Consider the following 24,889-nt stretch of genomic DNA (forward strand, 5'->3'; position numbering starts at 1 on the left):
CCTATGTGAAGTTATGAATCTAGTAGATTTTTGGCAAATTTTAATACTTCAGCCCCATTACACATCCCATAATGAACGGTATTAATTAAATCAACGGGTATCCCTTTTTCTAATCCTGCTTTTTTTAATTTAGGGAGCAGGTATCGAACCTGTGGACCTACCAATAACACATCAGCTTGATCAAGATGGTTATTCACTTCGTTCGCACTTACTGCCCATATTTTCGCTGAAATTCCTTCAGCTTTTGCTGCAGCTTCCATTTTCGTTACCAATAAGCTGGTCGACATGCCTGCAGCACAGCATAATAAGATGTTCATTGCAAACCTCCTTCCTTTTACTATTTTGTAACCGCTTACAAACATGGTGAAAAATTTTTCCATTGTGATTAACTTTGGATGTACTAATAAGCTTCCTCCATGTCAAGAATTTTGTCCCGCCCTAATATATATTTCATCACCAAAAAAATTAGGACAAAAAGTTCTATTTACAAGGTGATAAAAACGTCCCGATTCTTAAATTAGCAAAAAGATAAAAAGAAGCCCGGGATATCCCAGGCTTCCTGCTATGGAGCGTGTTACCTTCTCCTTCTCACTTATAGACATCCAATCGATTTTTACAAATTCTTTCTTAATCCATCAATTTAGTTCTTCAAACTCTCTGGCAATTCTTTCAAACGCTTCCTGTATGAGTGGCCTTGGTGACGGGATACAAATTCTTTGCCACTGTAATCCTTCCTCACCAAACATCTTCCCATCCTCAAGCAGTACATTCGCTTTATTATAAATGCGATCATGGATTTCTTCAGGTGTGAGACCATACTCGCTAAAATCCATCCACATAATATAAGTACCTTCTGGAATCCTCACCTTCACTTTCGGCATTTTCTCCGCTAAAAACGTAACAGCCCATTCCATTGTCCCATCAATGTAGTCCTTCAACTGTTCTAACCAGTCTTCTCCTTCATTGTATACAGCAATCAAGGCTGAAACCGTAAAAGGTGATGGTAAGTGCATGCCCATAACCTTATTGAAAGTGGTTCTAAGTTCTGGATTGGAGATAATTACATTTGTACAATGAAGCCCAGCGACATTGAACGTTTTATTGATTGCTGTAAAAGTAATAATACGATCACGCTGTTCAGTAGCCTTGGCAATTGGAATAAAGGTCTGATTTCGGCGAACTAAGTCGCCATGTATTTCATCGGCAACGATGAGGACATCATGCTCCGCACAAATATCGGCTAATTTCCTTAATTCATCCTGAGTAAACACTCTTCCAGTTGGATTATGCGGGTTGCATAAGATGAACATTTTCGTCGTTTCTTCTTTGGCTTTCGCTTCAAAATCGGCAAAATCAATTTCAAAGTACCCTTCACTATTTGCTTTAAGAGCGTTATTCACAACTTTGCGACCATTGGCTTCAATTGCCGAAGTAAACGGTGGATACACTGGCCTTTGGATAATGATGCCGTCTCCTGGGTTGGTTAAGGCTTTGACAGCCACATTTAAGGCATGGACCGTTCCCGGACTAAAACTGATTTCCTCCTGCGGAATCTCCCAATCATGTCTCTTTTTAAACCAATGTTGAATGGCCTCAAAATACTCTTTTGGAAAGATAGTATAGCCGAAAATTCGGTGGTCGACGGTCTTATGTAAGGCATCAACTAAGGGCTGAGGGACGGGTAAATCCATATCGGCTGTAAATAATGGAATCGTCTCTTCATCGTATCGTTCTGTCAGCCCAATCTGCTTAAGGAGCTCACCACCATCCCATTTAATTGAATAGGTTCCTCTTCGGTTTACTATTTCATCAAAGTTATATTTCATTTATATCCACCCTTCTTTTTTTCATTTCATCAAATGTTTCATTTGTAAAAATTTTCATTGATTACTCTAATTATAGCGATTAAACGAGATGATTAAAAATTTAGAAGGATAAATTTTTTATCAAAATGTCTGCGATGACACTAAAAAGAGCAGGCCTCAGGTAGCACTGCTCAATACTGCAAGTTACACATGTTATTTTATTGGCCCGTTTCGATTAAAATGGGAATTGATTTGACCAATGATCATCTTACGCTTTTCCTTTTTGGAGAAATCTCTGCGAATTTCCATCGTTTGGACTCCCTCTTCAATTTTCTCAGCAATTTCTATTAGTCTTTCAATATCCGCAAATGAGTATTTTCGTGTCCCATTTGGGGTCCTGTCTGGAAAAATAAGCTTTCGTGTTTCATAATAATGGATTTGTCTGCTGGTTAGTCCCGTCAATTCTGCCACAATTCCTATGGTTATAACCTTTTGTTCACGATAAGATGGGGTTTCGTTTCCCAAAATACCACCTGCCCAGTTTGTTTATTTTTAAAAATGTGAATTGTTTAACAATTCTAATGTTACATATTCTAACACAGGATGTTATAAACTGAAACAATAATTTCCTCTCTTACAAAAATTTCACTTTAATTATGAAAATATCAGCTTAATTAGGGATCAATTATAGTTGACTCTTTAAAAATTCTATGTCACCTTAGAAATATATTCTTATGTAAAGAAGGGAAGGACGTAGTCCCTTATGAAAAGAAAAATACTTGCCTATAACTTTGAATTCTCTGAAACGCTAGACCGTTTACGAGATCGTTTCGATGTGGAAATTTTTGAACGGATCAATCCCAAAACAGACCCAGCATTTTTGCATGCTCTTGAGATGGCTGAAGGAATTGTCGGTCTTGCGCTCCCAGTTGATAAAGAATTATTGGACCGAGCTCCAAATTTAAAAATAATTTCCAATAACTCGACAGGTTTTAATAACCTATCCCTTGATGAGATGACCAAGCGTGGTATCATGGGCACAAACACACCAGGCGTACTTGAGGACACTACGGCTGATGCGATTTTCGGTATTCTTCTGGCAGCAGCAAGACGCATCCCCGAATTAGACCAATTCGTAAAGACTGGAAAGTGGAAGCAACATCTAACTAGGAAAGAATATGCCGTTGATGTTCATCATAAAACATTAGGTATTATTGGAATGGGGAAGATTGGTTCATTAATCGCTAAACGCGGACATTTTGGCTTTGATATGAATGTTCTTTACTACAACCGTACCCGTAACCTTGAAGCCGAAGAAAAATACAACGCTGTTTACTCTTCATTAGATACCTTACTAAGTGAATCCGATTTTGTTTGTTTAATGACTCCGCTTACTCCTGAAACGGAAAATATAATGGGAAAACGCGAATTTAAATTGATGAAAAATTCAGCCATTTTTGTAAATGGTTCGCGCGGAAAAACAGTGGATGAAAAGGCATTAATCGAAGCGTTACGAACCAACGAAATCCATGGAGCAGCATTAGATGTATTCCAAATTGAACCAGTCAGAGCGGATCATCCTTTGCTCCAGTTTCCCAATGTAGTGACGACGCCGCATGTTGGATCATCCACCCACGAAACGGAACTAAAAATGGCCAAACTTGCAGTCGAGAATTTAGAAGCAGGGCTAACGGGGAAACGCCCGAAAAAACTTATTAATCCTGAGGTATTGGATTAATTTTACAAAGGAGATAGACCTTTGAACTCACCTAAAACTATTGTTGAAAAACTAAATTTAAGTAAGTATGATCGAAAACTGGTTCTTAATAAACCTGAAGATTTAGATGAATTGAATGGATTAAATTATGATTCAACACCAAATAAAGAAAAATATGATCTAATATTTTGTTTCGTTTTTAGTTTGGAGGAATTTTCACAGCAGCTTAAGTCAGTGATTGACAATCAATTACTCGAAAAAAATGGATACATATTCTTTGCCTATCCAAAAAAGAATAATCCAAAATATCAAGAATACATTGAACGCGACAGTTTATTTGAGGCAGTTGCGATGGATGAAGAGGGCTACACATTTGGAAGTGACATTAAGTTTTCTAGAATGGTTAGTTTAAATGATGTGTTTACCGTGGTTGGGTTGAAATCAACTCCCAAAAAAGTGAAAAAGATTGCTAACAGTAAATCTAGTCAATGTGTGGACGACTATATTATACATGTCGACGATATTAAACAGTATTTAAACCGAAATGAAGAGTTACTGGCGTCCTTTAATCAATTAACCTTTGGCTATCAAAAGGATTGGGCCCGTTATGTATATAGTGCAAAACGGAAAGAAACCCAAGAAAAACGGTTGCTCGAAATGGAAACAGTGCTGGGCGAAGGTTATAAAACAATGGATTTATATCGAAGGAAACAGAAATAAATGTGCCCCCTTCTACCTAGAAGGGGGTTTTGATTTGTAAATGAAGGAAAGCGGGGTCACGACAGTAAATGGTGAGGAACCGCCAGTAAACACAGCATATCTGCCAGTAAATTCCCCTTATCCGCTAGTAAAAGCTGCCTATCCGCCAGTAAACCTCTAAATAAAACCAATATCATTCCCCTCAAGCATATTACTTATACATTTTCTTTAAATTGGCTACAATTCTAATAGAAATGGAGGAAACGAAAATGGTACGATTTCTGGCAATCATCTCATTTATCCTTTTATTTAAATTTTCACTCCCTGTCATAGACGAACACTTGGAAAAAGGCGATATCGAAAAAACGGTTGATTCCATTCAGTCTGTAATAAATGTCAAAGACAACACAGCACTAGCAGAGACACTTGATAGTTTTTCCGAAAAAGTTCAACAAATAGGGAAACAGCTAGGCATACAATTGAAGGATGGTCCAACTACTAAACAACAACCACAACAGCAAAAAGAAAAAGTAGAGTTGACCACGCCTGCTGAACAAGTTTTTGCAATTCATAATGTTGAAATTGGCAATCCAAAAGCAGATATAGAACATGATTTAGGAAGTGCAAACCGTGCGTCTCTTAATGAATATGGGACAGATTGGTATAGCTATCATCAAGATTATCATGATTTCTTTATGGTCATGTACGATGAAAACAACAAAGCTGCCGGATTATACACAAATCAAGATCTAATCTCATCAACCAATGGAATTAAACTCGGAAGTTCGAAAAAATCCGTCCGTGAAAAGCTTGGGGAACCTTTAACGAAAATTCAAAAAGGGTTCACGGTATACCAACTACAGGAAAATAGCGATAATGATTTGTTTTTAGTCGAGGGAACCTATGTTACCGTCTTTTATGATAAACATGAAAATAATACAGTTACCGCCATTCAATTGATCAATAAAGACTTTGAAGAGGAAAAAATGGATTTTTACACAAAAGGGAATTCAGCTTTAAAAGAGGGCTTTGAATATCAATTATTTGATTTAACCAATGCCGCACGAGTTAATCACCAACTGCCTATCCTTACTTGGGATGAGCACGTTCGAGAAACGGCCCGTAAGCATAGCACCGATATGGCTGTCCATCAGTATTTTGATCACACCAACCTTAAAGGACAATCTCCCTTTGACCGGATGAAAGAAGACGATATCACCTTTCATTTGGCGGGCGAAAACCTGGCCTATGGCCAATTTAGCAGCATTTTCGCTCATGAAGGCTTAATGAATTCACTTGGGCATCGGGAAAACATTTTGCGTGAGGGATATGAGTATTTAGGGGTGGGTGTAGCATTTAATAATGAATCACAACCATACTATACGGAAAACTTCTTTGCAAAGTAATGATAAACACAAACCTTCCTTTTACTAAGGAAGGTTTTGTTCGTTTGATAGCTATTAAGATTCCGTGTCTGCAATAACCCTTGCTAATTCATCATCAGTATAGAAACCCGTAATGCCAGGTTTATTTTGAAGATAATAAAAGATTTCTTCCTTCGTATAGTCTGTTTTTAACCCTTTAATAATAGTGGCTAAATAATTATGGGATGGCTTTTTCATTTCTACTTCAGCTTGTTCCCAAGGTGCTGTAAAGGTAAAAATTGGATACCCCTGGTCATCACCTAGATAAATAATATTGCCATACCAAGCACGGTGGCGAAATATTTTTGACCCTTTCTCTTTTACCTCGTTTAAATCTATTTCAAAGATTTTTCCACTATTCTCTTGTTTCACCACATCTAAAAACTGTTCAATGGTGATTAAATATTTTTTACTATAGGTGAGAAACTCCTCTCCGTGCTTTAATCCTATAAAGGCTACACCTTGCGATTGCCACCCAGCTGCCTCTTCTGCAAAATAAAGCGGATAATTGAATATAAAAGAAGACTCTGCAATCGGCAGTGATTGATCTTTACAGCCTGTCTCCACTCTTGTGGACCCCGCTGGACTCCCGCCCTTGATATAGCATAAGAACCGATCCTTATTAAGATTTGAACCATAACTTGCATACCACACATACGGCTTACTTTCACTCACCATTCCCACCATCTTTTTTTTGTAAAATTTTTTATTCAGATGCTTAGTTGTTCATCCAATAGTGACAAGGACTTCCCAATCGACTCAGGAATGACGAATGTATTTCGATCAGTGTCATATGGAGTATCACCGATATTAATTATAATTAATGGAGTGCTATTCCTTCTATATTGAGGGAATGTTGAAAATGGAGTGACCTTAAGACTCGTTCCTAACACCAATAGACAATCTGCCTCCTCAATCGTATGTAAAATCTTATTAAACCCTTCAACCGTAAACCATTTACCTGTATCACCAAATAAAACAACATCCGGTTTTATGAAACGTTCTCTCTTTTGAGGAGTATCGCAATAGTCACAAATATAAAATTCATTAATGGTCTGAAAACGATTTAGCATTTCTTCGGTAGTGTAACTTTTATCGCAATGTAAGCAAGACGCTGTTTTCATTGTTCCATGAAATTCAATTACGCTTTTACTTCCTGCTTTTTGATGAAGTCCATCAATATTTTGGGTAATAATATGAGAAACTTTCCCTTCTCTTTCCCACTTTGACAAGATTTCATGTCCTGCATTTGGCAAAGCTTCCGGATGATAAAGATTGTCGAGTGCAAATTGATAGAACTCTTTTGGATTTTGATAAAAATAATCAAGCGAAAGAATATATTCAGGTGCCAATTGATAAACTCCAGTCCTTGAACGAAAATCCTTTATGCCTGATTCGGTACTTACTCCGGCACCAGTAAGTACAACAATGTTCTTCGCATTTTTGATTAGGGTCACACATATATCAAACTGATTATTTTCCATCAGGTCACCTCTCCTTTTTTAAGCGTTTCTCAAGCATGTAAATGAATCTAATTTATATTATTTTACTACATAGAAAAACGATGAGTAAAAAACTCATCGTTTTTGTTTTCGTGCCTGCCTCCCACTACCTTACAAAATTTTAAAGTACTGGGGGGCAGGCATTATAGATGTTACGCAAACGCACGTAATTTTTCATTCTTTTTTAGTTGCAATGGTTTATGTGTGTAATAGATTTTTGCAAGTGCGTGATTATCGCATAGAGAACATTTAATTTTATAGGAAGCTTTGCTAATATGGGGAGTATCTAAGAAGTTTAAAATTTCTTTCATATGTCTGTCACAGGCCCACATGATTTCACCCCGAATTCGTATTATTTTAATTCACTAATTAAATAGTTGTGACTTCTTTCTGAATTTTATCTGGCTTTCTCTTTTTGACGACTTCTGTAAAATCATCATCCCAAGAAATTGAAATGTCTCCGTTAGTAACGAAAGTTTGACACCCAAGACGGTAACCTTCTTTTAACCATTCTTCCCCTAATTTTCTTCTTTCCTGCACTTTGACTTTATCTAAAAATTCTTCGCCTTCTTCTGTTTTAAAAACGCAGCTGCCGCAAATTCCTCCGCCACATCGGTTTGGGAGTTCTCCATCATAACGAAGGGACATCCTTAAAATATTTGAATCCTCTGGTACCTCTAATTGTTTATTGCTGTTAATGAAATTTATTTTTGGCATGCTTCGTTTCCTCCCTTTTATTTATCTTCTTGGTATACAATATACCACATTTAAAATTATCAGACAATACAAATATTTTAAATCTTTCCATTTTTAAAAAAAGGTAAATTTTAGACCACATCGAGTAGACGGTGTGGTCATGGCCATTGTTGAAAGCTCACTCCAAGATCTTTTCTAGAATAGATCAAGTGGACATCAATTTTTCTTTTTTATTTAGCTTTTCTTTTATATTTCCAATATAAGTGATATAAGCTTTTTTTGAGTTTTCAATATGAATCCTCATTAAGTATTCAGCCATTTCCGCTTCTTTATCACGTAAGGCTTTCATGATATCGATGTGTTCTTTTAATGATTCTTTTCTACGGCCTGGTGTCTCATATCCCATATTTGCAGCCATATGTATATAGTCAATCAGACCAGAGAGAATCTCAAATAATTTAGGGCTTTTCGATGCTTTATTAATGAGACGATTCATCTCAATATGCTCAAGATTAAAATTTTCTTCCGCTTGATCTGTTAACTCCATCAGTTCTTTGATCTTTTGATCCAATTCTAGTTGTGTTTCTTTATCCATCCGCCCCGCAGCCAATTTAACGGCAAGTACTTCTAATGAGGCAAGGATTGTAAATACCTCGATGACTTCATTCTCGGATATATTCGAGACAACGACACCTTTTCTGGGAACTGTTTTCACAAAACCTTGGGATTCCAAGCGGAACAAGGCTTCTCGAATCGGTGTCCGGCTGATACCTAATTTTCCAGCCAGTTCTCGTTCAATTAACCGGTCGCCCGCTTTTAATTCGCCCTCAAGAATCATTTCCTTTAAATAGTTATACGCATGCTCACGAATCGATAAAAGATTGTTTTCCTCCCATCTTAAATCCATAGTTTTCACCCGCTCATTTTATTTATTTTTTACCTTTCCGTCTTATGAAAGAAAAACACCACCATAAACTAAGCAGCAAACAATTAATAGGGATGGGTGCATTTTTATTTTGATTAAGGCAAAATAACTAACCACAGCTAATAAGACTAAGTGAAAAAGACCACTTTTTTCATATGCTGTTAAAAAGAATTGATAGGCCATCACAGCAAGTAAAATGAAAATAATCGGCTGAACAGACTTTGTCATAAGCGCCACTTTTGGAGAGCCTTTAAATAGATTGATAAACTTAAAAAGTAAAATAACAGCCAGTGCAGAAGGCAGGATGGTGGCGATTAGAGCAATCGTTGCACCGGGAACTCCCCCTAGTTGATAACCAATATAGCCCCCCATTTTGGTGGCAATCGGTCCAGGCAGGGCATTTGCGATCGCTAAGACATCCCCAAACTCGGAGAGGCTCATCCAATGGTAATGGTTGACCACTTCATTTTGAATTAATGGTATCGTTGCTGGACCACCGCCGTATCCCAATAAATTAGCAATAAAAAAAGACCAAAAGATATGCAAATAAATCATGAACTTTTTTCCTTTCTCTGAAGAAGCATCTCAGCTGAAGCTTTTGCCGCTTTTTCCTTTCGATCGGCAATGATAAAGGCAACGATGAGAAATACCGCAATTAGGATACCGGGATGTACTCCAAGAAACTGAACGATAATCAAGGTAACGATCGAAAGCGTGAGCATGATCGGAAAACCTAAGCCTTTACGGCCATTTTGAAAAAATCGGTAAGCCATCTCCAATAACATAAATCCGATCACCGGTGTAACCCCTTGAACCATTCCGCTGACAATCGGTGATTCCTTAAAGGAATAAAGCACACCCAATAAGGCAATCATTGCGACAATCGAAGGCAGAATGTGGGTTAGAATGGCCACGGTAGCCCCTAAATACCCCTTTACCTTGTAACCTATATACGCAGCCATTTTTGTGGCAATCGGCCCCGGCAAAGTATTAGCTAATGCGAGGATTTCTACAAATTCTTGTTCGTCCATCCACTTGTATTTTTTTACAGCCTCAAATTCAATCAACGGTATAGTCGAGGGTCCGCCCCCATAACCAGTGACACCGGTGCGGGCAAATCCAATTGCTAACTCAAGATATGTTTTCAGTTGATTCTCCCCCTTTTTATACCAATATAACATTTTTATAGCATTTTTAATAGGAGCATAGATTAAGAGAGACCTCATTCTGCGAAAACATACAAGAATGAGGTCCGGTTTTTCTTATTTTTTTATATCGGCTGCAGTAATTACTTCCAGACCATCGCCTTCTAAATAGGTTTGCAATGCTTGAAGTGCTGCGGTACCCACGGCAGTATCTTGCTCGCCGTTTCCGCCACTTACTCCAATTCCACCTACCACTTCACCATTGACGACAATTGGGAACCCGCCAACAAAAATGGCGAACTTCCCTGGAAGCATTTGTTGAATTCCAAAAGCTTCATTTCCAGGAAGCGCAGGTCCATTAGGTTCCTTGTTAAACAAATGGGTAGAACGTTTGTGACCAGCAGCTGTGTAAGCTTTCGCGATCGAGATTTCTGGTCCTGTAATGCGTGCTCCATTCATGCGTTCAAGCGCAATTAGGTTTCCTCCGTCATCAACTATTGCGATTGTCTCAAATACATTGATCTCTTCTGATTTTTTCTTTGCAGCCTCAATCATTAACTTTGCTTCCTCTAGTTCAATTTTTAAAACAGATTTCATACCGGTTCTCCTTTATATATCATATTGTTATTAATAGCCCATATAGACCGTTTTTACTTGCGTAAAGAACTCTAAGCCTACTCTTCCAGATTCACGGAAGGTAGAGGTACTTGACTTTTTCAAGCCTCCAAATGGTGCATTCATTAAGTTTCCAGTCGTGGTACGGTTAACCTTTACTGTCCCCGCTTGGATATCTTTGGTAAATTGGTTAGCAATTTTAAGATTATTGGTCACAATCGAAGCAGATAAACCATACTCGACATCATTCGCAACAGCGATGGCTTCTTCATATGTATCTACTTCAATCACAGCCACCACTGGACCAAAGATTTCTTCTTTTGCAATCCGCGAATTCGCTTTTACATTCGTAAAAATAGCCGGCTGGACATAGTATCCTTTTTCGAATTCTCCAGATAATATTTGCTCTCCGCCATAGACCAATTCAGCGCCATCTTCCTTACCGAACTCAATATACTTTAAAACATTTTTCAATTGCTTTTCGTTGGCAAGCGGACCAATTTTCACACCAGTTTCAAAACCATTCCCAACTTTTAGTGCACTTGTTTTTTCAACGAGTTTTTGAACAAATGCCTCTTTTACATTTTTCAAGACGATAACACGACTTGTTCCTGTACAAGCCTGCCCTGTTAACGAAAAGCCCCCGTTTACCGTCAATGTAGCGGCAAGATCGAGATCAGCATCTTCCATAACAATAAGCGGATTCTTCCCGCCCAGTTCCATTTGCGTCCGGGTCGTAAAGCCTGCCTTTTTATGAATGTCTTCACCTGCTGCAGTTGAACCTGTAAATGTGACAGCCCTAACAGCTGGATGAGTGACTAATAAATCGCCCACATCTGATGCTTTTCCAGTAACAAAGTTAATTACACCTTTAGGAATTCCCGCTTTATCTAGCGCTTCGACTAGACGAAAAGCGATCAATGGAGTATCAGAGGAAGGTTTAAAAACTACCGTATTCCCCGTGATTAATGCGGGAGCGATTTTTCGGGCTGGAATAGAAAGCGGAAAGTTCCATGGAGTAATGACACTGACAACTCCGAGTGGTTCTCTTTCCGTTGAAACTTTCATGTTTGCATCATCATTGGGAAAGGTTTCCCCTGTGAAACTTTGACCTTCTACTGCATAATAACGGAGGGTTTGCGCAGAACGTAATACCTCATTCTTAGCATCATCGACATGCTTGCCTTCTTCCCTTGTTAACTCCTCTGCCAAAGATGCTACATTTTGCTCAAGAATACTGGCAGCTTGATTTAAGATCGCTGCACGTTTGGAAGGAGCTGTTTGGGTCCAGCTAGGAAAAGCATTCTTGGCCGCTTCAATCGCTAGTTGTACATCTTTTTCATTTGAAGCTTGGAATTCACCAACAAGATCTTCGGTATTTGCTGGGTTCACACTAAAAAATGTTTTCTTGCTAACCGATTCCTGCCATTCTCCATTGATATAATTATTGAATGTCTCTACTTTTGTAGTTATCACTACTATCACCTTTTTTCATTTATTAAGTTCCTAATTATTAGTAGAAAATATGATCCTATAAAAATGGCCGTCAATTAAACCTTATATTACAAGATTAATATGACGGCCGATAATAGCGCTTCCAGTTATCTATTTACTTTGTTTCTACAAGAGCACCTAAATCTTTTTCAATATACTCTTTCCAAAGTCCATCCATGTACATACGGCGCATTTTTGCTCCTGTACGAACAACTTCTAAGCAGCGTTGTTGTAATTCAGGTGTGTCAGCGTGGTCAAGAACAATTTTGTATCCGCGCTCACCATGGATTTCATCTGAAACGATGTGTAAGTCAAAGAATTCAATTTCTTCATCTGTAAATCCGTATTTTTCACGTAAAGCAGGAGTTTGCTTCCGGTAAATATCAGGAACTTGTGATTCTAATCCAACAACAAGTGCTGCAGTTGCTACAACAAAATTCTCACGTGCTGCCACCGCAAAACACCAGCTTTGAAGACCTAAAGTTGTTGGAGCCATATTGTTAGGATCAATAATTCTTTCTGCAGTCGTACCGCAAGCTTCCGCAAATCGAATCAATAAGTCAGTGTGACGATCTGCTGCGATTTCTTCTTCATACATATTTTGTAGAGTGAAATCTTTTGCAGCTGCAAATTTCGGATCTTGTGGAGTATTGTGGTAAATATACGCTAAGTAATCAGCGAATGGTCCTACATAATGGTAGTGATTTTCAGCCCAACTAGCAAAGTGTTTTCTTTCAAGTTTGCCTTCTGCCCAAGCTACTGTAAATGCAGCCTTCTGGCTATGGTTCCCTTTAATTGCTTCCTCTAATTGTCTGCGAAATTCATCTTTAGATAATAATTCTGTCAACTGAAACTCCTCCTCTAATTTTATGTAGGTACCCAACCTTAGATTGGCATTTGATATTTTGTATACCAAATTAGTTTAAAAATTAAAAGATTGTGGATATTTTCCCTTTCCAGCAGTCTCTTTTTTTATAAAACTATTGATTTGGTATACCTTACGTTTATACTACCAAGATATTTTTTATTTGTAAATATAATTTTTAGAATTTTTTAAAGATTATTTTTATTTTTTAAGAACTACGATTATTGCTGGACATTCACTTTCAAATCTAACAATGTATATAGTTCTTTTGATAGATTATCTAATGCTTCTTCTACGATCTGCTGGCCAATTTCCCAGCTAGCTTTTGTGCCATCGCCAATACAGCCATTATTCGTCATTTCTTCATAATAATAAAATCCTTGAATCGCTTTACCAGGGCGAAGCTGTTTCCATCTACCCTCTTCTTGTATATCACCTTTCTCTAGTTTTTCGAGACGGACAAGTTCAGGAGCTAAATAAAGCGCTTCCGAAACTTCGCGTTCACAACTATGACCAAATAAGGTAGAAGTAACATTTTCCTTAATTGCCTTTTTAGCAGAGGCAGTCGTTTTGGCATAATAGATTTCTACATTCAGTTCATTTGATAACATCATCGAGGCCACATTTAGCGTCGACTGATTGCCGCCATGTGAATTTAAAAATAAAAACTTTTCAATCTCGTGATGCTTCAATGATGAAACTATATCCTTTAACACCGCAATTAATGTGGTCGGCTGCAAGGAGATTGTTCCCGGAAAATTCAAATGATGCTGAGAAACTCCCATATTTACAGTTGGTGTCACCAATGCATATGGAAACATTCTTTGACCTAGTTTCTTGGCCATCCTCTCAGCTAAAACAGCATCACAGCTTTCAACCATATGTGGGCCGTGCTGTTCATGGGCACCGATTGGAATTATGGCTAATTGAACTGTCTTCAATGATTCTTCTACTTCTTTCCATGTCATACTGGTTAGATCATAACAATCCATGAGTACTCACCTACTTGAGTTTATTGTATTTTGTATACCAATTTTAAAAATAAATACATTCTCTATTAAGATTGGATCATTGATTGCTTCTTCGGGGGCTGAACGGAAATATTTTCTTGCGATATTTCAATATCCTCTTTAATTGTCATTTGGCACGTTAATCGGTACCCCTCGTTCACCTTATCTCCAAGCATTTTTTCTTCTTTCCAATTCGGTGGTGCCAGCCCTTCAGATCCATTCAATACGATACATGTACATTTCGTACAGCGTCCCATTCCGCAGCCATACTTTAGTTTAGGAAGTTGGCGGGTACCTGCCAAAACAACTAAATTGGCATTGTCTTTAACCTCTTGTTCGATTGTCGTTCCATCCACATGAAGGATTACTTTTGGCATATTGTTACCCCTTTCTGTTTTTTCTAAAAATTTTGATACTTTTCTGAAGTATACAATCTTTTGGATAGAGAATCAAACTAGAATTTTAAAAAAGATTAAATTTTTTTGAAGTCAGGCTCTTATTCTAGCACTACCCAAGGAATTATTTAAATATTTAGAATATGTTCTTGAACATTTTAACTGCATACGATAAAATACACATAAGAGTTTGGTATACAATATTCCTTGGGGGTGAGTAACGAAAAAATCTTCATCTAATAGGTTTCGATACTTATAGCAACAAATACCCATACTTACCTGATTATTTTTTAAATAGGACTAATAAATTACTTTAAGGAGTGTTCTAGATGGGGAAATATATTGTACTAACAAATAAGGATACCTTCCAAACGATTCTTGAAAACGATGGTTTAAAACCGGTTGAAACCTACCATTTCTATTTCTTTGATAGTTTAAAGGCGAAATACACAATTGCTGAAGTACTTGACGAATCGATTAAAATCCAATTATTCGAGAAATATGAAGGAAAGGAATATGTTAATCAGATTGCTGTTAAGTTTTTTGAAAAGTTTGAGACACTTGAAGCTGCTCGTGAGGAATTAAATGAGATCGTAAAAGCTTCTGGAAACAGTCAAGATTCTGTAAACTCCAAACTAGTTAAATCAACTGAGGTTGCGGTTTAAGCTTTATTATCATCATGGTTAAATGATTGCTTCTAAATAGGTAAAATCCGGAGAGACACTGCTTTCTTTCCGGATTTTATTCTTTAAAAAACAAAAAGCGCAAGCGCCCGTTTAGCGGCGTATGGACTGGAGCGCTCCAACCGAGATTAAGGAAACACGGAGAGCGCTAGCGCATTCGTGCTTGACTTATCGTAGGGCGGAGAGCGAAGTACACTAGCCGCTGGGCGCTGGAGCTGGATTCAGAGATCTATTTGAATACATTCACGATAGATTATTTTATTATTTCCTACTAACAAAAAACCGCTACATGATTGTAGCGGTTGAATGTGTAAGTTTAAAATTTAAGCGTTTTTCTTAGTGAAGCTAATTTTCTCTCAGCTTTTTCTGCTGCACTTTTAGAACTAAATAGAAACTTAAACATATATAAGCCCCCTATTAATGAGTTATTTGATACTGTAATTTTATAACGAAAAGAAAAAGAAAACAAGTATTTTGTATACCATATACCAAATTAAAACTTCATTCATGGCGGATTTGTGACATTTTTAAGTTTTTAAGATATGTTTGGTATACCATATTAAAGAGATAGGGTGTTGATATGCTGAGATATATGTTTTTTATCGTTATTTTAATGTATTTATTCTCTGTACTTTTACCTGGGCTCCATCTTGGTGTAATGATTTCCTCGCTAAGTCTTTTAATTGTTCTTGTTACCATATTTCAAGCGAAGCGATTTGTTCAAGTATTAGGAGGTACCTTTTTACTATTTGGAGTGGTCTTACTATCGACAAGCGGAGCCTCGTGGCAGCAATACATTCTCTCTTTTGGCCCCATGCTGGACTTGCTTACCATGTTTACGTTAATTCCGATATTAGGGATTCCCATAAAATTAGGCGGGTATAGCGGCGGCATACAAAGTGTGATTACAAAGAGGGTAAAGTCCTCAGGACAACTGTATATGATCACTTCTGGCATTTCGTATTTTTTTAGTATTTTTATGAATCTGGCCACCTTGCCAATGACTTATTACTCGATTCGGCCCGCATTAGATGTCATACCCGTTGAGAATAAAGAGCGATTCATGAGCAGAGCGATTTCACGCGGATTTGCGATGCCTTTACTTTGGGCACCTGTTACCCCAATTGTCGGAATTGTGATCACGATGACAGGAGTCAGTTGGGTATCGATTCTTCCATATGTTATTCCTTTAAGCATCGTGGGAGTAGGTGTGGATTGGTATATTGGCTCACGTAGAGCAAATATTATGATCCATAACAAACAGGACCTATCCGTCCACGAAACTGCTGCTACGATAGAAACCACAGATCCAGCTAATCGTTCGAGGAGAGTCTTACAAATACTACTAGCCATCGTCATTTTTAATGTTGTTATTTCTTTAGTAGAATCAAAGTTTCCTTATCCATTTTTAATATTAGTATCATTAATGGTTATCCCATTTTCGTTCGCCTGGTCCCTCTTCTTAAAAAAGGGTAAAGAGTTCGGTGACCATTTGCTCAATCATTTAAAAACCTTTTCTGTCAGTATGAAGGATCAATTCTTCATTTACTTATCAGCAGGTTTTTTCATCTCAACTATTAACATATCACATGCAAATGTCATGCTGGATGCCTGGGTCAATAAGTTTATCAATTTTGCTGGTGTGGAGATCTTTTTGATTTTACTACCGCTAATCCCGCTGGCTTTAGCATTTTTAGGCCTGCATCCTGCTGTATCCTTAGCATTAATGACTGAAGGGTTGAATCCAGAAGTTGTTGGAATTTCCCCACATATCTTGACAGTGGCGATGTTAGCAGGGGCTGTCTCTGCTTTTCTAGTTGGTCCATATAATGCCACTTTAGGGCTTATGTCAAGTATTGTTAAGGAAAGCTCCTATAAGGTGTCGAACTGGAATCTTTCTTTCGCAAGTATATATATCGGCTGTGTTATGTTGTATTTATTTATTTTACAATTGTTTTTATCTTAATAATTGTGCAGAAGAAAAGGTGTCAATCGAATGATTGACACCTTTAGCCATTTAAGTGGCATTACGTTCAGAAATATCACTAGATTTTTCTGCTTTAACTTCCTTGACTATTTCTTTCGCAAAGTGGCCAAGACTCCCCTCACTATACGATCGGATCACTTCAGGCGCTAACGATGTTAATGCTCTTTTTAGGTATGCTGGCGATAACCCTCTGTTCACAAATTCCGTCTCGATCGTTATCGCTGTCTTTATGGCAATATACGTCGCTAATTTATTTACTTCCGTTAGACAATTTTCACTATCGACCATTACCTTACCAAGTTCGTGAAAGAGTTCTCCAACAGTTCTGGGCAACGCTGATTCAGTAATAAATAATCCATTACCATGTTCAAGTAAATCTTTAGAATGTCCCATATACTTGACCCCATGAACCTGTAAGTCGGGAAACTGGACCATTATTTGCTTGGTAAGGAGGTTCGTTGCCATATTAATGATAATAGGTGTATGTGAAGTATAGCTTTCCAGTTTTAACGAGGTGATAAATGGAATAACCTCCGTCGCAGGTAATGCTAAGATTAAGATATCGACATCCTTCAATTCACTTTCTGTTAAAATGTATCCACATTGAAACGTTTTCAGAAAGTTTTCTGCTTTCGTTTGCACCGGATGATAAACTCCAAGCTCAATCCGTTTTTTATCCCAATGGGTCATCATGGCTGTCCCTAATTTACCGAGCCCTACTAAACCAATTCTTTGTTGTTTCATTTTCTATCCCCTCTCCCTCTCATCCTATGTCGGCAGGCATTTTAAGATAACGATTAATAAACGAAAAAGAAAAGCGCAAGCGCCCTGGTCAGCGGCGTATGGTCTGGAGCGCTCCAACCGAGATAAAGGAAACACGAAGAGCCGGAGGCGATTCGATGTTGACTTATCGTAGGGCGGAGAGCGAAGGACACTAGCCGCTAGGGCGCTGGAGCTAGACAGTAATCTAAGTTCAAAGACCTATACTTTCTTATCATAAAAATAATAAGGCTATCTTAAAAAATCAGTTTGCTGCTGACTTTTAAGATAGCCCTTTATTTATTAGCGACCCCTAATTTCAATCTAGTCTAATGTAACGGTAAGTTGGAGAAAACAGTTTATTTACCAGATTATAACCGCCAAGATTGTTGCAAGGAAAAGGCCGGTAATAACTGGGAAGAAATTCTTCCTCGCCAGCTCTAACGGTGAAACTTGTAAGAAGCCTGCAACGGCGACAAGTGATGACCAGGCAATCAATGTACCTCCACCGCTCCACACTGCACCCATTTGTCCAATAGCTGCAAGTACGGAAGGATCGATGTTACTTCCAGGTCCAATAGCACCAGACAAAGCACCAGTTAACGGAAGTCCAGCAAACCCTGAACCATCTAATCCGGTAATGATACCAATGATTAAGATACTAAATGCTGCAATAATCGGGCTGTGAGGAATATAATTTTGACCTGCTTGAATCAAATCAAAAAGAAATCCTGGTTTAGCTGCATCTTCACCTAAGGAAAGGATTTGCGCAGAAAAATCTCCACTTCCCATAAAGAAGTAACCGGCAATCGGAATAACAGGAGCCATGGCTCTAAAAGCAAATACAAAACCTTCGGTAATATGTTCACTGATTTTATCAAGTGCATGAATACGGTTAAAAGCAATCGTCGCTAAAACTAAGAGAATCGTGGCAACCCCACCGATAAAGGCAGCACCATCGCCTCCCTCGAATCCAGCTCCACCGCCAATTTTGGATTGGACCATAAAAATCATGACACCTAGCATCGCTAAAGGTACAATGATTGCAAAGATTTTTCCCCATTTTTGTTTTACTCTAATAACTTCAGCAGTTTCTTCTACTGTAGCAGCAAGCTCCTCGGTAACTTGGAAGAATGCTTTTTCATTATTATTTTCATTAACAGATTTTTTGGTAATCGCTTTTCGATGTGTGGCGTACACAATTGCAAGAGCGCTAAAACCTGTAATGAGAGAAAGAATGAAGGCTTTATCTGAAACTAAAGCTTTATCAATCCCAGCAGCTTTCGCACTTAACATTGGGGCTACTTGCATAATATAATCCGATGAAAGGGCCATACCCTGTCCGGCAATAACAATAACCATTGCTGATGTCATGACTGGTAATCCGGCACTTACTGCAGCAGGTACTAATAATGCACAAATTAATGGAACAGCCGGAGTTGGCCAGAAAAAGAGTGAAATCACAAACGTCGTAACCATTAACACTAAATAAGAAACGTGTCCATTTACCATTATTTTTTGAATCGGCACGACCATCCTTTTATCTGCACCTAAATCCTTTAGGGAATTAAGAAGACCGATCATGATGGAAATGATTAGGAAAATACTAAATAGTTCCTTAGCGGCAACGAGATTGGCATTAAAAACAGCTTGAAATCCGCCAATCAAGCTCCCTTTATACACGGCTGCTACGATAAAGGTTCCAACTATAAGTGGTAAAACAACACCTTTTCTAAGAAGCATGATAATAATAACGGCTACAGTGACAACTAGATAGACCCAATGGGCTGCTGTTAATTCCATATTTACCCTCCGTTGTTTTAAATAGTTTAAAACCGTGTCGCGAAAGATTTCCTTTAAATATGGGAAAAGATCGTAGGAGAGGAGTAAACGTTAAAATAGGATTTTTATCATGGTGTATATCCTCTACTTTTGGTGTTCTTTTCTTAATCCCTAAAAAGATAAAAAATGGCATGATTCATAAAAAAATTTTCGAGAGATTATGTTTTGCATACTGTAGATTGTATACCATGATTTTATAAAGAATGACTGATTACAACTGGATACTAAATTAAAGAACTCTCCATTAACATCGTCTTTTCTATTTCCTAAAAAACAATCAATCTACTAGATATTCTGAATGCGCTTACATGTTTTTTTGGTGATTTCTAGTAGAATATTATTTTAGGAATAATAAATCAACCCCTTTTCACTATGTACACCTTGTTTATTATAAGGTTGAAAATAATATACCATTATTCTTTACTTATTGCAAACTATTTTGAAAATTTAGAAGTTTATTTATATTCATAAGATTACTATTGATTTTATTGGTTTAATCGGCTAAAATATATTAAATTATCGGTATACGGTATACAATAGAAATTTTATACATAGTTTGATAGCTTTCTATTTGAATAGCTGCTAATAACTAATCACGAGGTGAATAAATATGCTTAGAGTTGGAATCATTGGATATGGAGTACTTGGAAAAGGTATTAGCGAATTAATTGACTTAGGACAAGCTGGTGATGTCGTCCTTCAATCCATTTTAGTTAGAACCCCGCTAGGTTCTTCGGACAAATCACCAGATCAGTGTACAGTCACTACGAGTGAAGATGTATTTTTTAACCAAGATTTAGATATTATCATTGAAGCAGCCGGACACCATGCCCTTCAACTATATGGAGAAAAGGCCATTTCCTCGGGAAGTCATTTAGTTATCCTTTCCGTCGGTGCTTTAGCAGATAAAGATTTTTATGAGTCCCTACAGGAGGCAGCTAGAAAATACAAAAAACAACTGATTATCCCCTCAGGGGCCATCGCAGGTTTGGATCGTATTGCCGCTGGGGTGTTAGGTGAAATTGATGAAATTACACTGATTACGAGAAAGCCGCCAAAAAGTTGGTATGGGACAATTGCGGAGGAAAAAGTTGATTTAGAGACGATTGCAGATCCATTTTGTATCTTTGAGGGGACCGCCAGAAATGCAGCAAAATTATTTCCTCAAAATGTAAATGTATCCGCTGCGCTAAGCCTTGCAGGTGTCGGCTTTGATAAAACGAAGGTTCAAGTGTATGTAGACCCGACCATTCAAATGAACACACATACCATAGTGGCCAAAGGCTATTTCGGGCAAATGGAAACCACTATTCAAAACAATCCATATACGGAAAATCCTAAATCGAGCCCGATCGTCGCTATGAGTGTGGCAAAAGTATTGCAAAACCTAACGACATCTGTGGTAATCGGTGTTTAATACCGTGTCGACAGAAAGAGAAACTCTACCCTGCGAGGGATAGAGTTTCTCTTTTTATTTCTTCTCTTTTCCTTGATTGACTGCCTCAATATATGCTTTTCGGGAATTTTCAATATGAATTTTCGTCAAATACTCGGCCATTTCCACTTCTTGATTAATAATAGCCTCCATGATTCGTAAGTGCTCTTCCATCGACTGTACCGGCCGGCCCGGATTTTTATACCCTGTCTTAGCAAACGCACGAATATAATCCGATAAGCCGCTTAATATTTCATAGAGTTTAGCATTTTTTGCCGAGCTATATAAGAGATGATTCAATTCACCATGTAAATTAGAGAAATCATGATCATTTTTATGCTGTAAACAATCTTCCACCCTTTTACTGTACTCGACGAATTTACTTTTGGTTTCATCGTCCAACTTCTGAACAGCTAATTTGGCTGCCAAAACTTCAAGCGATGAAAGAATCGTAAATACTTCAATAATTTCCTTTTCAGAAATATCCGCGACAATAACACCTTTTCTTGGAACAGTTTTGACAAACCCTTGAGATTCTAATCTAAATAACGCTTCACGGATAGGTGTCCTGCTAATATTTAATCGTTCAGCTAATTCCCGTTCCACTAAACGATCACCTGTTTTAAATTCCCCCTCTAAAATAAGGTCCTTAATATGAATAAAGACCCTTTCGCGTAAGGATATTAAATCTTCCTCGGCCCAATTATTCCCCACAGTTTCTCCCTCTTTCTAGGTATACATTGTACCAATTATAACTCACTCTATTTATAAACATCAAATTCTTTGGACGGAATTTCCAATATAAAAATAGTTAGTAAGTAACTTTACTATCTAGGGAGATTTTCAACTGGTTTATTACTAATTACACCCTCACCTAAGACAGCATGTGTAATAATCTTTGTCATCACTTCAGCGATCGTCATCACAGTAAATAATCTGGTATTATTCAAAGATTGTACGGGCGATAATGGATCTAAGTAATTAACCACTGCCTTCATATGGTATTTACCCACATGTGGCAGTTTTTTATTGACAGCCATGCCAGGAATTAATGAGCCTTCTTTTAAAAAAATAAACCCAATTTGCCTTTCATCTCCCAAACAAGCATCGATCCCCAAAATAAACGGATCATTGTGTGTTTGATTAATTTCTTTCAGGATCTTTTTAATATTTAAGGCATGAACTGGTTTTTCTAATGTGCCATATACAGGGAATGGAAGGTCCGTTTCTTTTAGCATCGTTCCCACTAAGGGACCTAGTGAGTCTCCTGTTGACCGGTCGGAACCCACACATAAGAAAATGACTTCTCTGGAGGTATTGCTAAGGACTTCTTTCAGTTTATTAACAAATTCCTTAAACTCATTTCCCTCATGTGTCTCTTTAACGGAAAAATAGCATGACCCTGCTGCCTTATCCATCGTCTTTTTCTTGCTGTCAAAAGGCCACATTAGCATCAACCCTCTTCTCAAGTTGTAGTTCCCTAAATCTGTCCATCTACCCACCGTCATGATCCCTACACTTCTCTCGAGAATTTTTACACATCTACATATATTTTATGATAGCAAGACTAAAACCTTCTATACCCTCGCTTATAAAAATTACAAAAAAATTCAGATAAGTTCACATTTCTGTAACAAATTAAGTGCCTGACACCATTATTTTTGAGAAATAGGTGTCAGGCACCATTTTAATCGTATTGGCTTTCTATGGTACGAATCTGGTCATACAGTTGCTGATTTATGGGTGTTGATAGCCCGTATTGATGGGCTAGGTGCAGGACTGTACCGGCAAACAATTCTACTTCGCTGTAGCGTTTGACCTCGATATCTTGAGCCATTGACGGTTTACCGTCTGGACTTAAGGTGGCCAATACACTTAACCAATAGTCTAAGTCAGCTTCTGATAAATCAATTCCTTCTTTTTCGGAAAGCGCGATGACCTCTCTCATCGCTCCAATCATTATCTTTCGTGCTTCTCCATCACGTTGAATCTCTCCATAATTACTCTGATAGACAGCCACCGTTTGATTGACCCCTACATTTAACATAAACTTACCCCATTGACGTTTCACCATATTCGTTTCAATCTCATAAGGTAGTTCTACCTTATCAAAAAATGCCGCAACACGCTTGACCTTATCAGAAATTTCGCCTGGTTGTCGTTCTCCAAAACAAAGGATGCCCATATGGTCATAGGTGAGCTGATTTCCTACTTTAACGGCATCCATTCCTTGGGCGACACAATATAAAATATGTTCATCCCCATAGATCTCTCCAATCAAAGCCTCACTGGAAATTCCATTTAATGCAGATAAAATAATCGTCTGATCACCCACATGATGCATTACTGACTGAATCGCATCTTTTAAACCATCAAATTTTACCGTGAAAATCAGCAAATCTGCCGGCTCGCATGGTTCATCGGGTGTCAAGTAAGTGAAATTGCAGCGCTCCCCATTACAATAAACGTGTTCATTTTCATATCGATAAATCCGCTCCCGATTTGCGATGATACGAATATCTGCTTTTGGCATTTTCTTCGATAAATGATGTCCATATAGAATTCCTAATGCCCCTAGACCAATGATTGAAACCTTCTTAATCTCCATCACGAATTTCATTCCTTTCCCCATATTGCCTACTGTATGTAAGAAAATTTTCTAAATGTTCAGGACGTTTACACAAACTATTTTACTACTAGTATTTTATCTCAACTTATTTATTAAAAAAATAAAAAACTCTGTTGAATGATTAACAACAGAGTTTTCTAAAAATCGATCATTTATATACCACCACCATCATCATGAATGGTACTATTCTCCTTGCGAATGTTGGCTGAAAGACTGAACGCTCCCACAGTTGCGATCAATGTACTTAAAATGATAATAATATTATAAATATTAATCTCCACTAACAAATTCACAAGTATATATGATATTACAAGCGAAGCAAGTGGGGAAATAAGCCAGACTTTAAGAATTCTCTGAATAATAGATTTTTGCCAAATGCCAAATCCCTTTTGGGCAGCTCCAACACCCAAAATTCCGCAAGTCGTTACTTGTGTCAGCGGTATCGGGAGTCCAAATAAGGATGATACAATAACCAAGGTTCCTCCTGTAAAGGAAACTGCACTTCCTTCCAGTAAAGACAGTCTGGTAATTTTCTTCCCATTCGTTTCAAGAACCCTGTTCCCTAGTAAAATAGCTCCGATTGAAACGAAGAGCCCGCCAATCCAGATTCCTTTAGTGGTGGAAATCATCCCGGCCCCAACCAATGGACCAACAGCATTAGCGACATTATTCATCCCAGCAGAAAATGCCTCTAAACAGCCCCCCGCGACAAGTAAAACTGCAAGCCATTTTTTCCATTTACCGTTTCCCGTTAGACCAACCCAGCGTTTCTCAGCAGCGGAAATGATTTTTCCAAGGAAAAACGTAATGAGAAAAGAAACAATCGGAACGACCACCCAAAATAAAACAATCACCAACAGGTTATTTATGTACAAACTTTTAAAAGCCACCCCAGCTCCTACAATCGAACCAACAGTAACCTCACTTGTCGATAGGGGAATTCCAATAATATTTGCAATAAATAATGTCAATGTAGCTCCAGCAAGGATTAGAACGACTAATTTAATCGTTAGGAGATGGGAAGGAATAATTCCCTCGCCAATTGTTTTCACAACCTCTCCACCGCCCAGCACTGCCCCTAGGAAAGCGGATATCGCCACTAACACCATTGCTAGTCGCTTACTCTTTATGGCGTCTGCACCATAGGCTGACCCCATCGAGGCTGCCGTCCCGCTTGCTCCAATATTCATAGCAAAGAAAAAAGCAATTATAAAAGCAATAGACGTCCAAACCATGTAGAATCTCCCCTTATGTCCACAATC

At 38.0% G+C, this 24,889-nt stretch carries 26 protein-coding genes; 6 read left to right on the top strand and 20 right to left on the bottom strand.

Going from position 1 to position 24,889, the window contains the following annotated elements; translation table 11 throughout:
* Positions 1 to 11: 11 nt before the first annotated feature.
* The 3 genes from QNH17_RS17260 to QNH17_RS17270 form a co-directional block, all read right to left on the bottom strand.
* Positions 12 to 317: a PTS sugar transporter subunit IIB gene (locus QNH17_RS17260; protein ID WP_144548212.1), complete on the bottom strand. Its 306-nt coding sequence runs from the start codon at positions 315 to 317 to the stop codon at positions 12 to 14.
* Positions 318 to 635: 318 nt separating this feature from the next.
* The gene (locus tag QNH17_RS17265; RefSeq protein ID WP_283873777.1) at positions 636 to 1,826 is read right to left on the bottom strand and encodes a MalY/PatB family protein; all 1,191 of its coding nucleotides are present in this window, start codon (positions 1,824 to 1,826) and stop codon (positions 636 to 638) included.
* Positions 1,827 to 2,018: 192 nt separating this feature from the next.
* Positions 2,019 to 2,330, bottom strand: coding sequence for a MerR family transcriptional regulator (locus QNH17_RS17270; protein WP_283873779.1), 312 nt, complete (start codon positions 2,328 to 2,330; stop codon positions 2,019 to 2,021).
* Positions 2,331 to 2,568: 238 nt separating this feature from the next.
* Between QNH17_RS17270 and QNH17_RS17275 the strand changes: the two genes are divergently transcribed.
* From QNH17_RS17275 to QNH17_RS17285, 3 genes are all read left to right on the top strand, one after another.
* Positions 2,569 to 3,543: a 2-hydroxyacid dehydrogenase gene (locus tag QNH17_RS17275; protein WP_283873781.1), complete on the top strand. Its 975-nt coding sequence runs from the start codon at positions 2,569 to 2,571 to the stop codon at positions 3,541 to 3,543.
* A gap of 21 nt (positions 3,544 to 3,564) precedes the next feature.
* Positions 3,565 to 4,242, top strand: coding sequence for a YdeI/OmpD-associated family protein (locus QNH17_RS17280; protein ID WP_283873783.1), 678 nt, complete (start codon positions 3,565 to 3,567; stop codon positions 4,240 to 4,242).
* 248 nt (positions 4,243 to 4,490) lie between these two features.
* Positions 4,491 to 5,627, top strand: a complete 1,137-nt coding sequence (locus tag QNH17_RS17285; protein ID WP_283873785.1) for a CAP domain-containing protein — start codon at positions 4,491 to 4,493, stop codon at positions 5,625 to 5,627.
* Positions 5,628 to 5,681: 54 nt separating this feature from the next.
* Here the strand turns inward: QNH17_RS17285 and QNH17_RS17290 are convergent, their stop codons facing one another.
* The 11 genes from QNH17_RS17290 to QNH17_RS17340 all read right to left on the bottom strand — a co-directional run bounded on the left by QNH17_RS17290 (position 5,682) and on the right by QNH17_RS17340 (position 14,274).
* Positions 5,682 to 6,320 (bottom strand): hypothetical protein, encoded by a 639-nt coding sequence (locus tag QNH17_RS17290; RefSeq protein WP_283873786.1) that lies wholly within the window; start codon positions 6,318 to 6,320, stop codon positions 5,682 to 5,684.
* Positions 6,321 to 6,355: 35 nt separating this feature from the next.
* On the bottom strand, positions 6,356 to 7,129 hold the full coding sequence (locus tag QNH17_RS17295) for an NAD-dependent protein deacylase (RefSeq protein ID WP_283873788.1): 774 nt from the start codon (positions 7,127 to 7,129) through the stop codon (positions 6,356 to 6,358).
* Between the two features lie 387 nt (positions 7,130 to 7,516).
* Positions 7,517 to 7,864 (bottom strand): 2Fe-2S iron-sulfur cluster-binding protein, encoded by a 348-nt coding sequence (locus tag QNH17_RS17300; RefSeq protein WP_283873790.1) that lies wholly within the window; start codon positions 7,862 to 7,864, stop codon positions 7,517 to 7,519.
* A gap of 184 nt (positions 7,865 to 8,048) precedes the next feature.
* On the bottom strand, positions 8,049 to 8,750 hold the full coding sequence (locus QNH17_RS17305) for a GntR family transcriptional regulator (protein ID WP_283873792.1): 702 nt from the start codon (positions 8,748 to 8,750) through the stop codon (positions 8,049 to 8,051).
* A 42-nt stretch (positions 8,751 to 8,792) separates the two neighbouring features.
* Positions 8,793 to 9,323: a chromate transporter gene (locus QNH17_RS17310; RefSeq protein WP_283873794.1), complete on the bottom strand. Its 531-nt coding sequence runs from the start codon at positions 9,321 to 9,323 to the stop codon at positions 8,793 to 8,795.
* The gene (locus tag QNH17_RS17315) at positions 9,320 to 9,949 is read right to left on the bottom strand and encodes a chromate transporter (RefSeq protein ID WP_283873796.1); all 630 of its coding nucleotides are present in this window, start codon (positions 9,947 to 9,949) and stop codon (positions 9,320 to 9,322) included. The genes QNH17_RS17310 and QNH17_RS17315 overlap by 4 nt, the downstream gene beginning before the upstream one ends.
* 81 nt (positions 9,950 to 10,030) lie before the next feature.
* Positions 10,031 to 10,510 (bottom strand): GlcG/HbpS family heme-binding protein, encoded by a 480-nt coding sequence (locus tag QNH17_RS17320; RefSeq protein WP_283873798.1) that lies wholly within the window; start codon positions 10,508 to 10,510, stop codon positions 10,031 to 10,033.
* 30 nt (positions 10,511 to 10,540) lie between these two features.
* Complete coding sequence (locus tag QNH17_RS17325) at positions 10,541 to 12,004, bottom strand: aldehyde dehydrogenase family protein (RefSeq protein ID WP_283873800.1); 1,464 nt, start codon at positions 12,002 to 12,004, stop codon at positions 10,541 to 10,543.
* A gap of 133 nt (positions 12,005 to 12,137) precedes the next feature.
* Complete coding sequence (locus QNH17_RS17330; RefSeq protein ID WP_026567517.1) at positions 12,138 to 12,869, bottom strand: iron-containing redox enzyme family protein; 732 nt, start codon at positions 12,867 to 12,869, stop codon at positions 12,138 to 12,140.
* 239 nt (positions 12,870 to 13,108) lie between these two features.
* On the bottom strand, positions 13,109 to 13,879 hold the full coding sequence (locus QNH17_RS17335) for a creatininase family protein (protein ID WP_283873804.1): 771 nt from the start codon (positions 13,877 to 13,879) through the stop codon (positions 13,109 to 13,111).
* Between the two features lie 65 nt (positions 13,880 to 13,944).
* The gene (locus QNH17_RS17340) at positions 13,945 to 14,274 is read right to left on the bottom strand and encodes a 2Fe-2S iron-sulfur cluster-binding protein (protein WP_283873806.1); all 330 of its coding nucleotides are present in this window, start codon (positions 14,272 to 14,274) and stop codon (positions 13,945 to 13,947) included.
* Positions 14,275 to 14,621: 347 nt separating this feature from the next.
* Between QNH17_RS17340 and QNH17_RS17345 the strand changes: the two genes are divergently transcribed.
* Both QNH17_RS17345 and QNH17_RS17350 read left to right on the top strand, forming a co-directional pair.
* Positions 14,622 to 14,957, top strand: coding sequence for a hypothetical protein (locus QNH17_RS17345; protein WP_283873807.1), 336 nt, complete (start codon positions 14,622 to 14,624; stop codon positions 14,955 to 14,957).
* 598 nt (positions 14,958 to 15,555) lie between these two features.
* On the top strand, positions 15,556 to 16,941 hold the full coding sequence (locus QNH17_RS17350; protein ID WP_283873809.1) for a hypothetical protein: 1,386 nt from the start codon (positions 15,556 to 15,558) through the stop codon (positions 16,939 to 16,941).
* A gap of 51 nt (positions 16,942 to 16,992) precedes the next feature.
* On the opposite strand, the gene QNH17_RS17355 is transcribed toward QNH17_RS17350, so the two are convergent.
* Positions 16,993 to 17,706 carry an NAD(P)-binding domain-containing protein gene (locus QNH17_RS17355; protein ID WP_283873810.1) on the bottom strand — a complete coding sequence of 238 codons (714 nt, stop codon included), beginning with the start codon at positions 17,704 to 17,706 and terminating at the stop codon, positions 16,993 to 16,995.
* A gap of 378 nt (positions 17,707 to 18,084) precedes the next feature.
* On the bottom strand, positions 18,085 to 19,524 hold the full coding sequence (locus tag QNH17_RS17360) for a hypothetical protein (RefSeq protein ID WP_283873812.1): 1,440 nt from the start codon (positions 19,522 to 19,524) through the stop codon (positions 18,085 to 18,087).
* 649 nt (positions 19,525 to 20,173) lie between these two features.
* Here QNH17_RS17360 and nadX point away from each other — a divergent pair.
* Complete coding sequence (gene nadX / locus QNH17_RS17365; RefSeq protein ID WP_283873814.1) at positions 20,174 to 20,980, top strand: aspartate dehydrogenase; 807 nt, start codon at positions 20,174 to 20,176, stop codon at positions 20,978 to 20,980.
* 54 nt (positions 20,981 to 21,034) lie between these two features.
* Here nadX and QNH17_RS17370 read toward each other — a convergent pair whose 3' ends face one another.
* The 4 genes from QNH17_RS17370 to QNH17_RS17385 all read right to left on the bottom strand — a co-directional run bounded on the left by QNH17_RS17370 (position 21,035) and on the right by QNH17_RS17385 (position 24,862).
* Positions 21,035 to 21,712, bottom strand: coding sequence for a GntR family transcriptional regulator (locus tag QNH17_RS17370; protein WP_283873815.1), 678 nt, complete (start codon positions 21,710 to 21,712; stop codon positions 21,035 to 21,037).
* 113 nt (positions 21,713 to 21,825) lie between these two features.
* Positions 21,826 to 22,506, bottom strand: coding sequence for a spore protease YyaC (gene yyaC / locus QNH17_RS17375; RefSeq protein ID WP_283873816.1), 681 nt, complete (start codon positions 22,504 to 22,506; stop codon positions 21,826 to 21,828).
* A 179-nt stretch (positions 22,507 to 22,685) separates the two neighbouring features.
* Entirely contained in the window at positions 22,686 to 23,606 is a 921-nt protein-coding gene (locus QNH17_RS17380) for a ketopantoate reductase family protein (protein ID WP_283879532.1), read from the bottom strand.
* Between the two features lie 173 nt (positions 23,607 to 23,779).
* A complete protein-coding gene (locus QNH17_RS17385; RefSeq protein WP_283873818.1) occupies positions 23,780 to 24,862 on the bottom strand; it encodes a sulfate permease in 1,083 nt (360 codons plus the stop codon).
* Positions 24,863 to 24,889: the final 27 nt, after the last annotated feature.

The organism is Neobacillus sp. SuZ13 (assembly GCF_030123365.1).
In the GTDB taxonomy this organism is placed as follows: domain Bacteria; phylum Bacillota; class Bacilli; order Bacillales; family Cytobacillaceae; genus Neobacillus.

Coding starts and splice junctions, on each gene's coding strand:
- QNH17_RS17260 (WP_144548212.1), bottom strand. CDS start 317: ATGAACATCTTATTATGCTGTGCTGCAGGCATGTCGACCAGCTTATTG.
- QNH17_RS17265 (WP_283873777.1), bottom strand. CDS start 1,826: ATGAAATATAACTTTGATGAAATAGTAAACCGAAGAGGAACCTATTCA.
- QNH17_RS17275 (WP_283873781.1), top strand. CDS start 2,569: ATGAAAAGAAAAATACTTGCCTATAACTTTGAATTCTCTGAAACGCTA.
- QNH17_RS17285 (WP_283873785.1), top strand. CDS start 4,491: ATGGTACGATTTCTGGCAATCATCTCATTTATCCTTTTATTTAAATTT.
- QNH17_RS17295 (WP_283873788.1), bottom strand. CDS start 7,129: ATGGAAAATAATCAGTTTGATATATGTGTGACCCTAATCAAAAATGCG.
- QNH17_RS17300 (WP_283873790.1), bottom strand. CDS start 7,864: ATGCCAAAAATAAATTTCATTAACAGCAATAAACAATTAGAGGTACCA.
- QNH17_RS17305 (WP_283873792.1), bottom strand. CDS start 8,750: ATGGATTTAAGATGGGAGGAAAACAATCTTTTATCGATTCGTGAGCAT.
- QNH17_RS17310 (WP_283873794.1), bottom strand. CDS start 9,323: ATGATTTATTTGCATATCTTTTGGTCTTTTTTTATTGCTAATTTATTG.
- QNH17_RS17315 (WP_283873796.1), bottom strand. CDS start 9,949: ATGTTATATTGGTATAAAAAGGGGGAGAATCAACTGAAAACATATCTT.
- QNH17_RS17320 (WP_283873798.1), bottom strand. CDS start 10,510: ATGAAATCTGTTTTAAAAATTGAACTAGAGGAAGCAAAGTTAATGATT.
- QNH17_RS17335 (WP_283873804.1), bottom strand. CDS start 13,879: ATGGATTGTTATGATCTAACCAGTATGACATGGAAAGAAGTAGAAGAA.
- QNH17_RS17340 (WP_283873806.1), bottom strand. CDS start 14,274: ATGCCAAAAGTAATCCTTCATGTGGATGGAACGACAATCGAACAAGAG.
- QNH17_RS17345 (WP_283873807.1), top strand. CDS start 14,622: ATGGGGAAATATATTGTACTAACAAATAAGGATACCTTCCAAACGATT.
- QNH17_RS17350 (WP_283873809.1), top strand. CDS start 15,556: ATGCTGAGATATATGTTTTTTATCGTTATTTTAATGTATTTATTCTCT.
- QNH17_RS17355 (WP_283873810.1), bottom strand. CDS start 17,706: ATGAAACAACAAAGAATTGGTTTAGTAGGGCTCGGTAAATTAGGGACA.
- QNH17_RS17360 (WP_283873812.1), bottom strand. CDS start 19,524: ATGGAATTAACAGCAGCCCATTGGGTCTATCTAGTTGTCACTGTAGCC.
- nadX (WP_283873814.1), top strand. CDS start 20,174: ATGCTTAGAGTTGGAATCATTGGATATGGAGTACTTGGAAAAGGTATT.
- yyaC (WP_283873816.1), bottom strand. CDS start 22,506: ATGACGGTGGGTAGATGGACAGATTTAGGGAACTACAACTTGAGAAGA.
- QNH17_RS17380 (WP_283879532.1), bottom strand. CDS start 23,606: ATGGAGATTAAGAAGGTTTCAATCATTGGTCTAGGGGCATTAGGAATT.
- QNH17_RS17385 (WP_283873818.1), bottom strand. CDS start 24,862: ATGGTTTGGACGTCTATTGCTTTTATAATTGCTTTTTTCTTTGCTATG.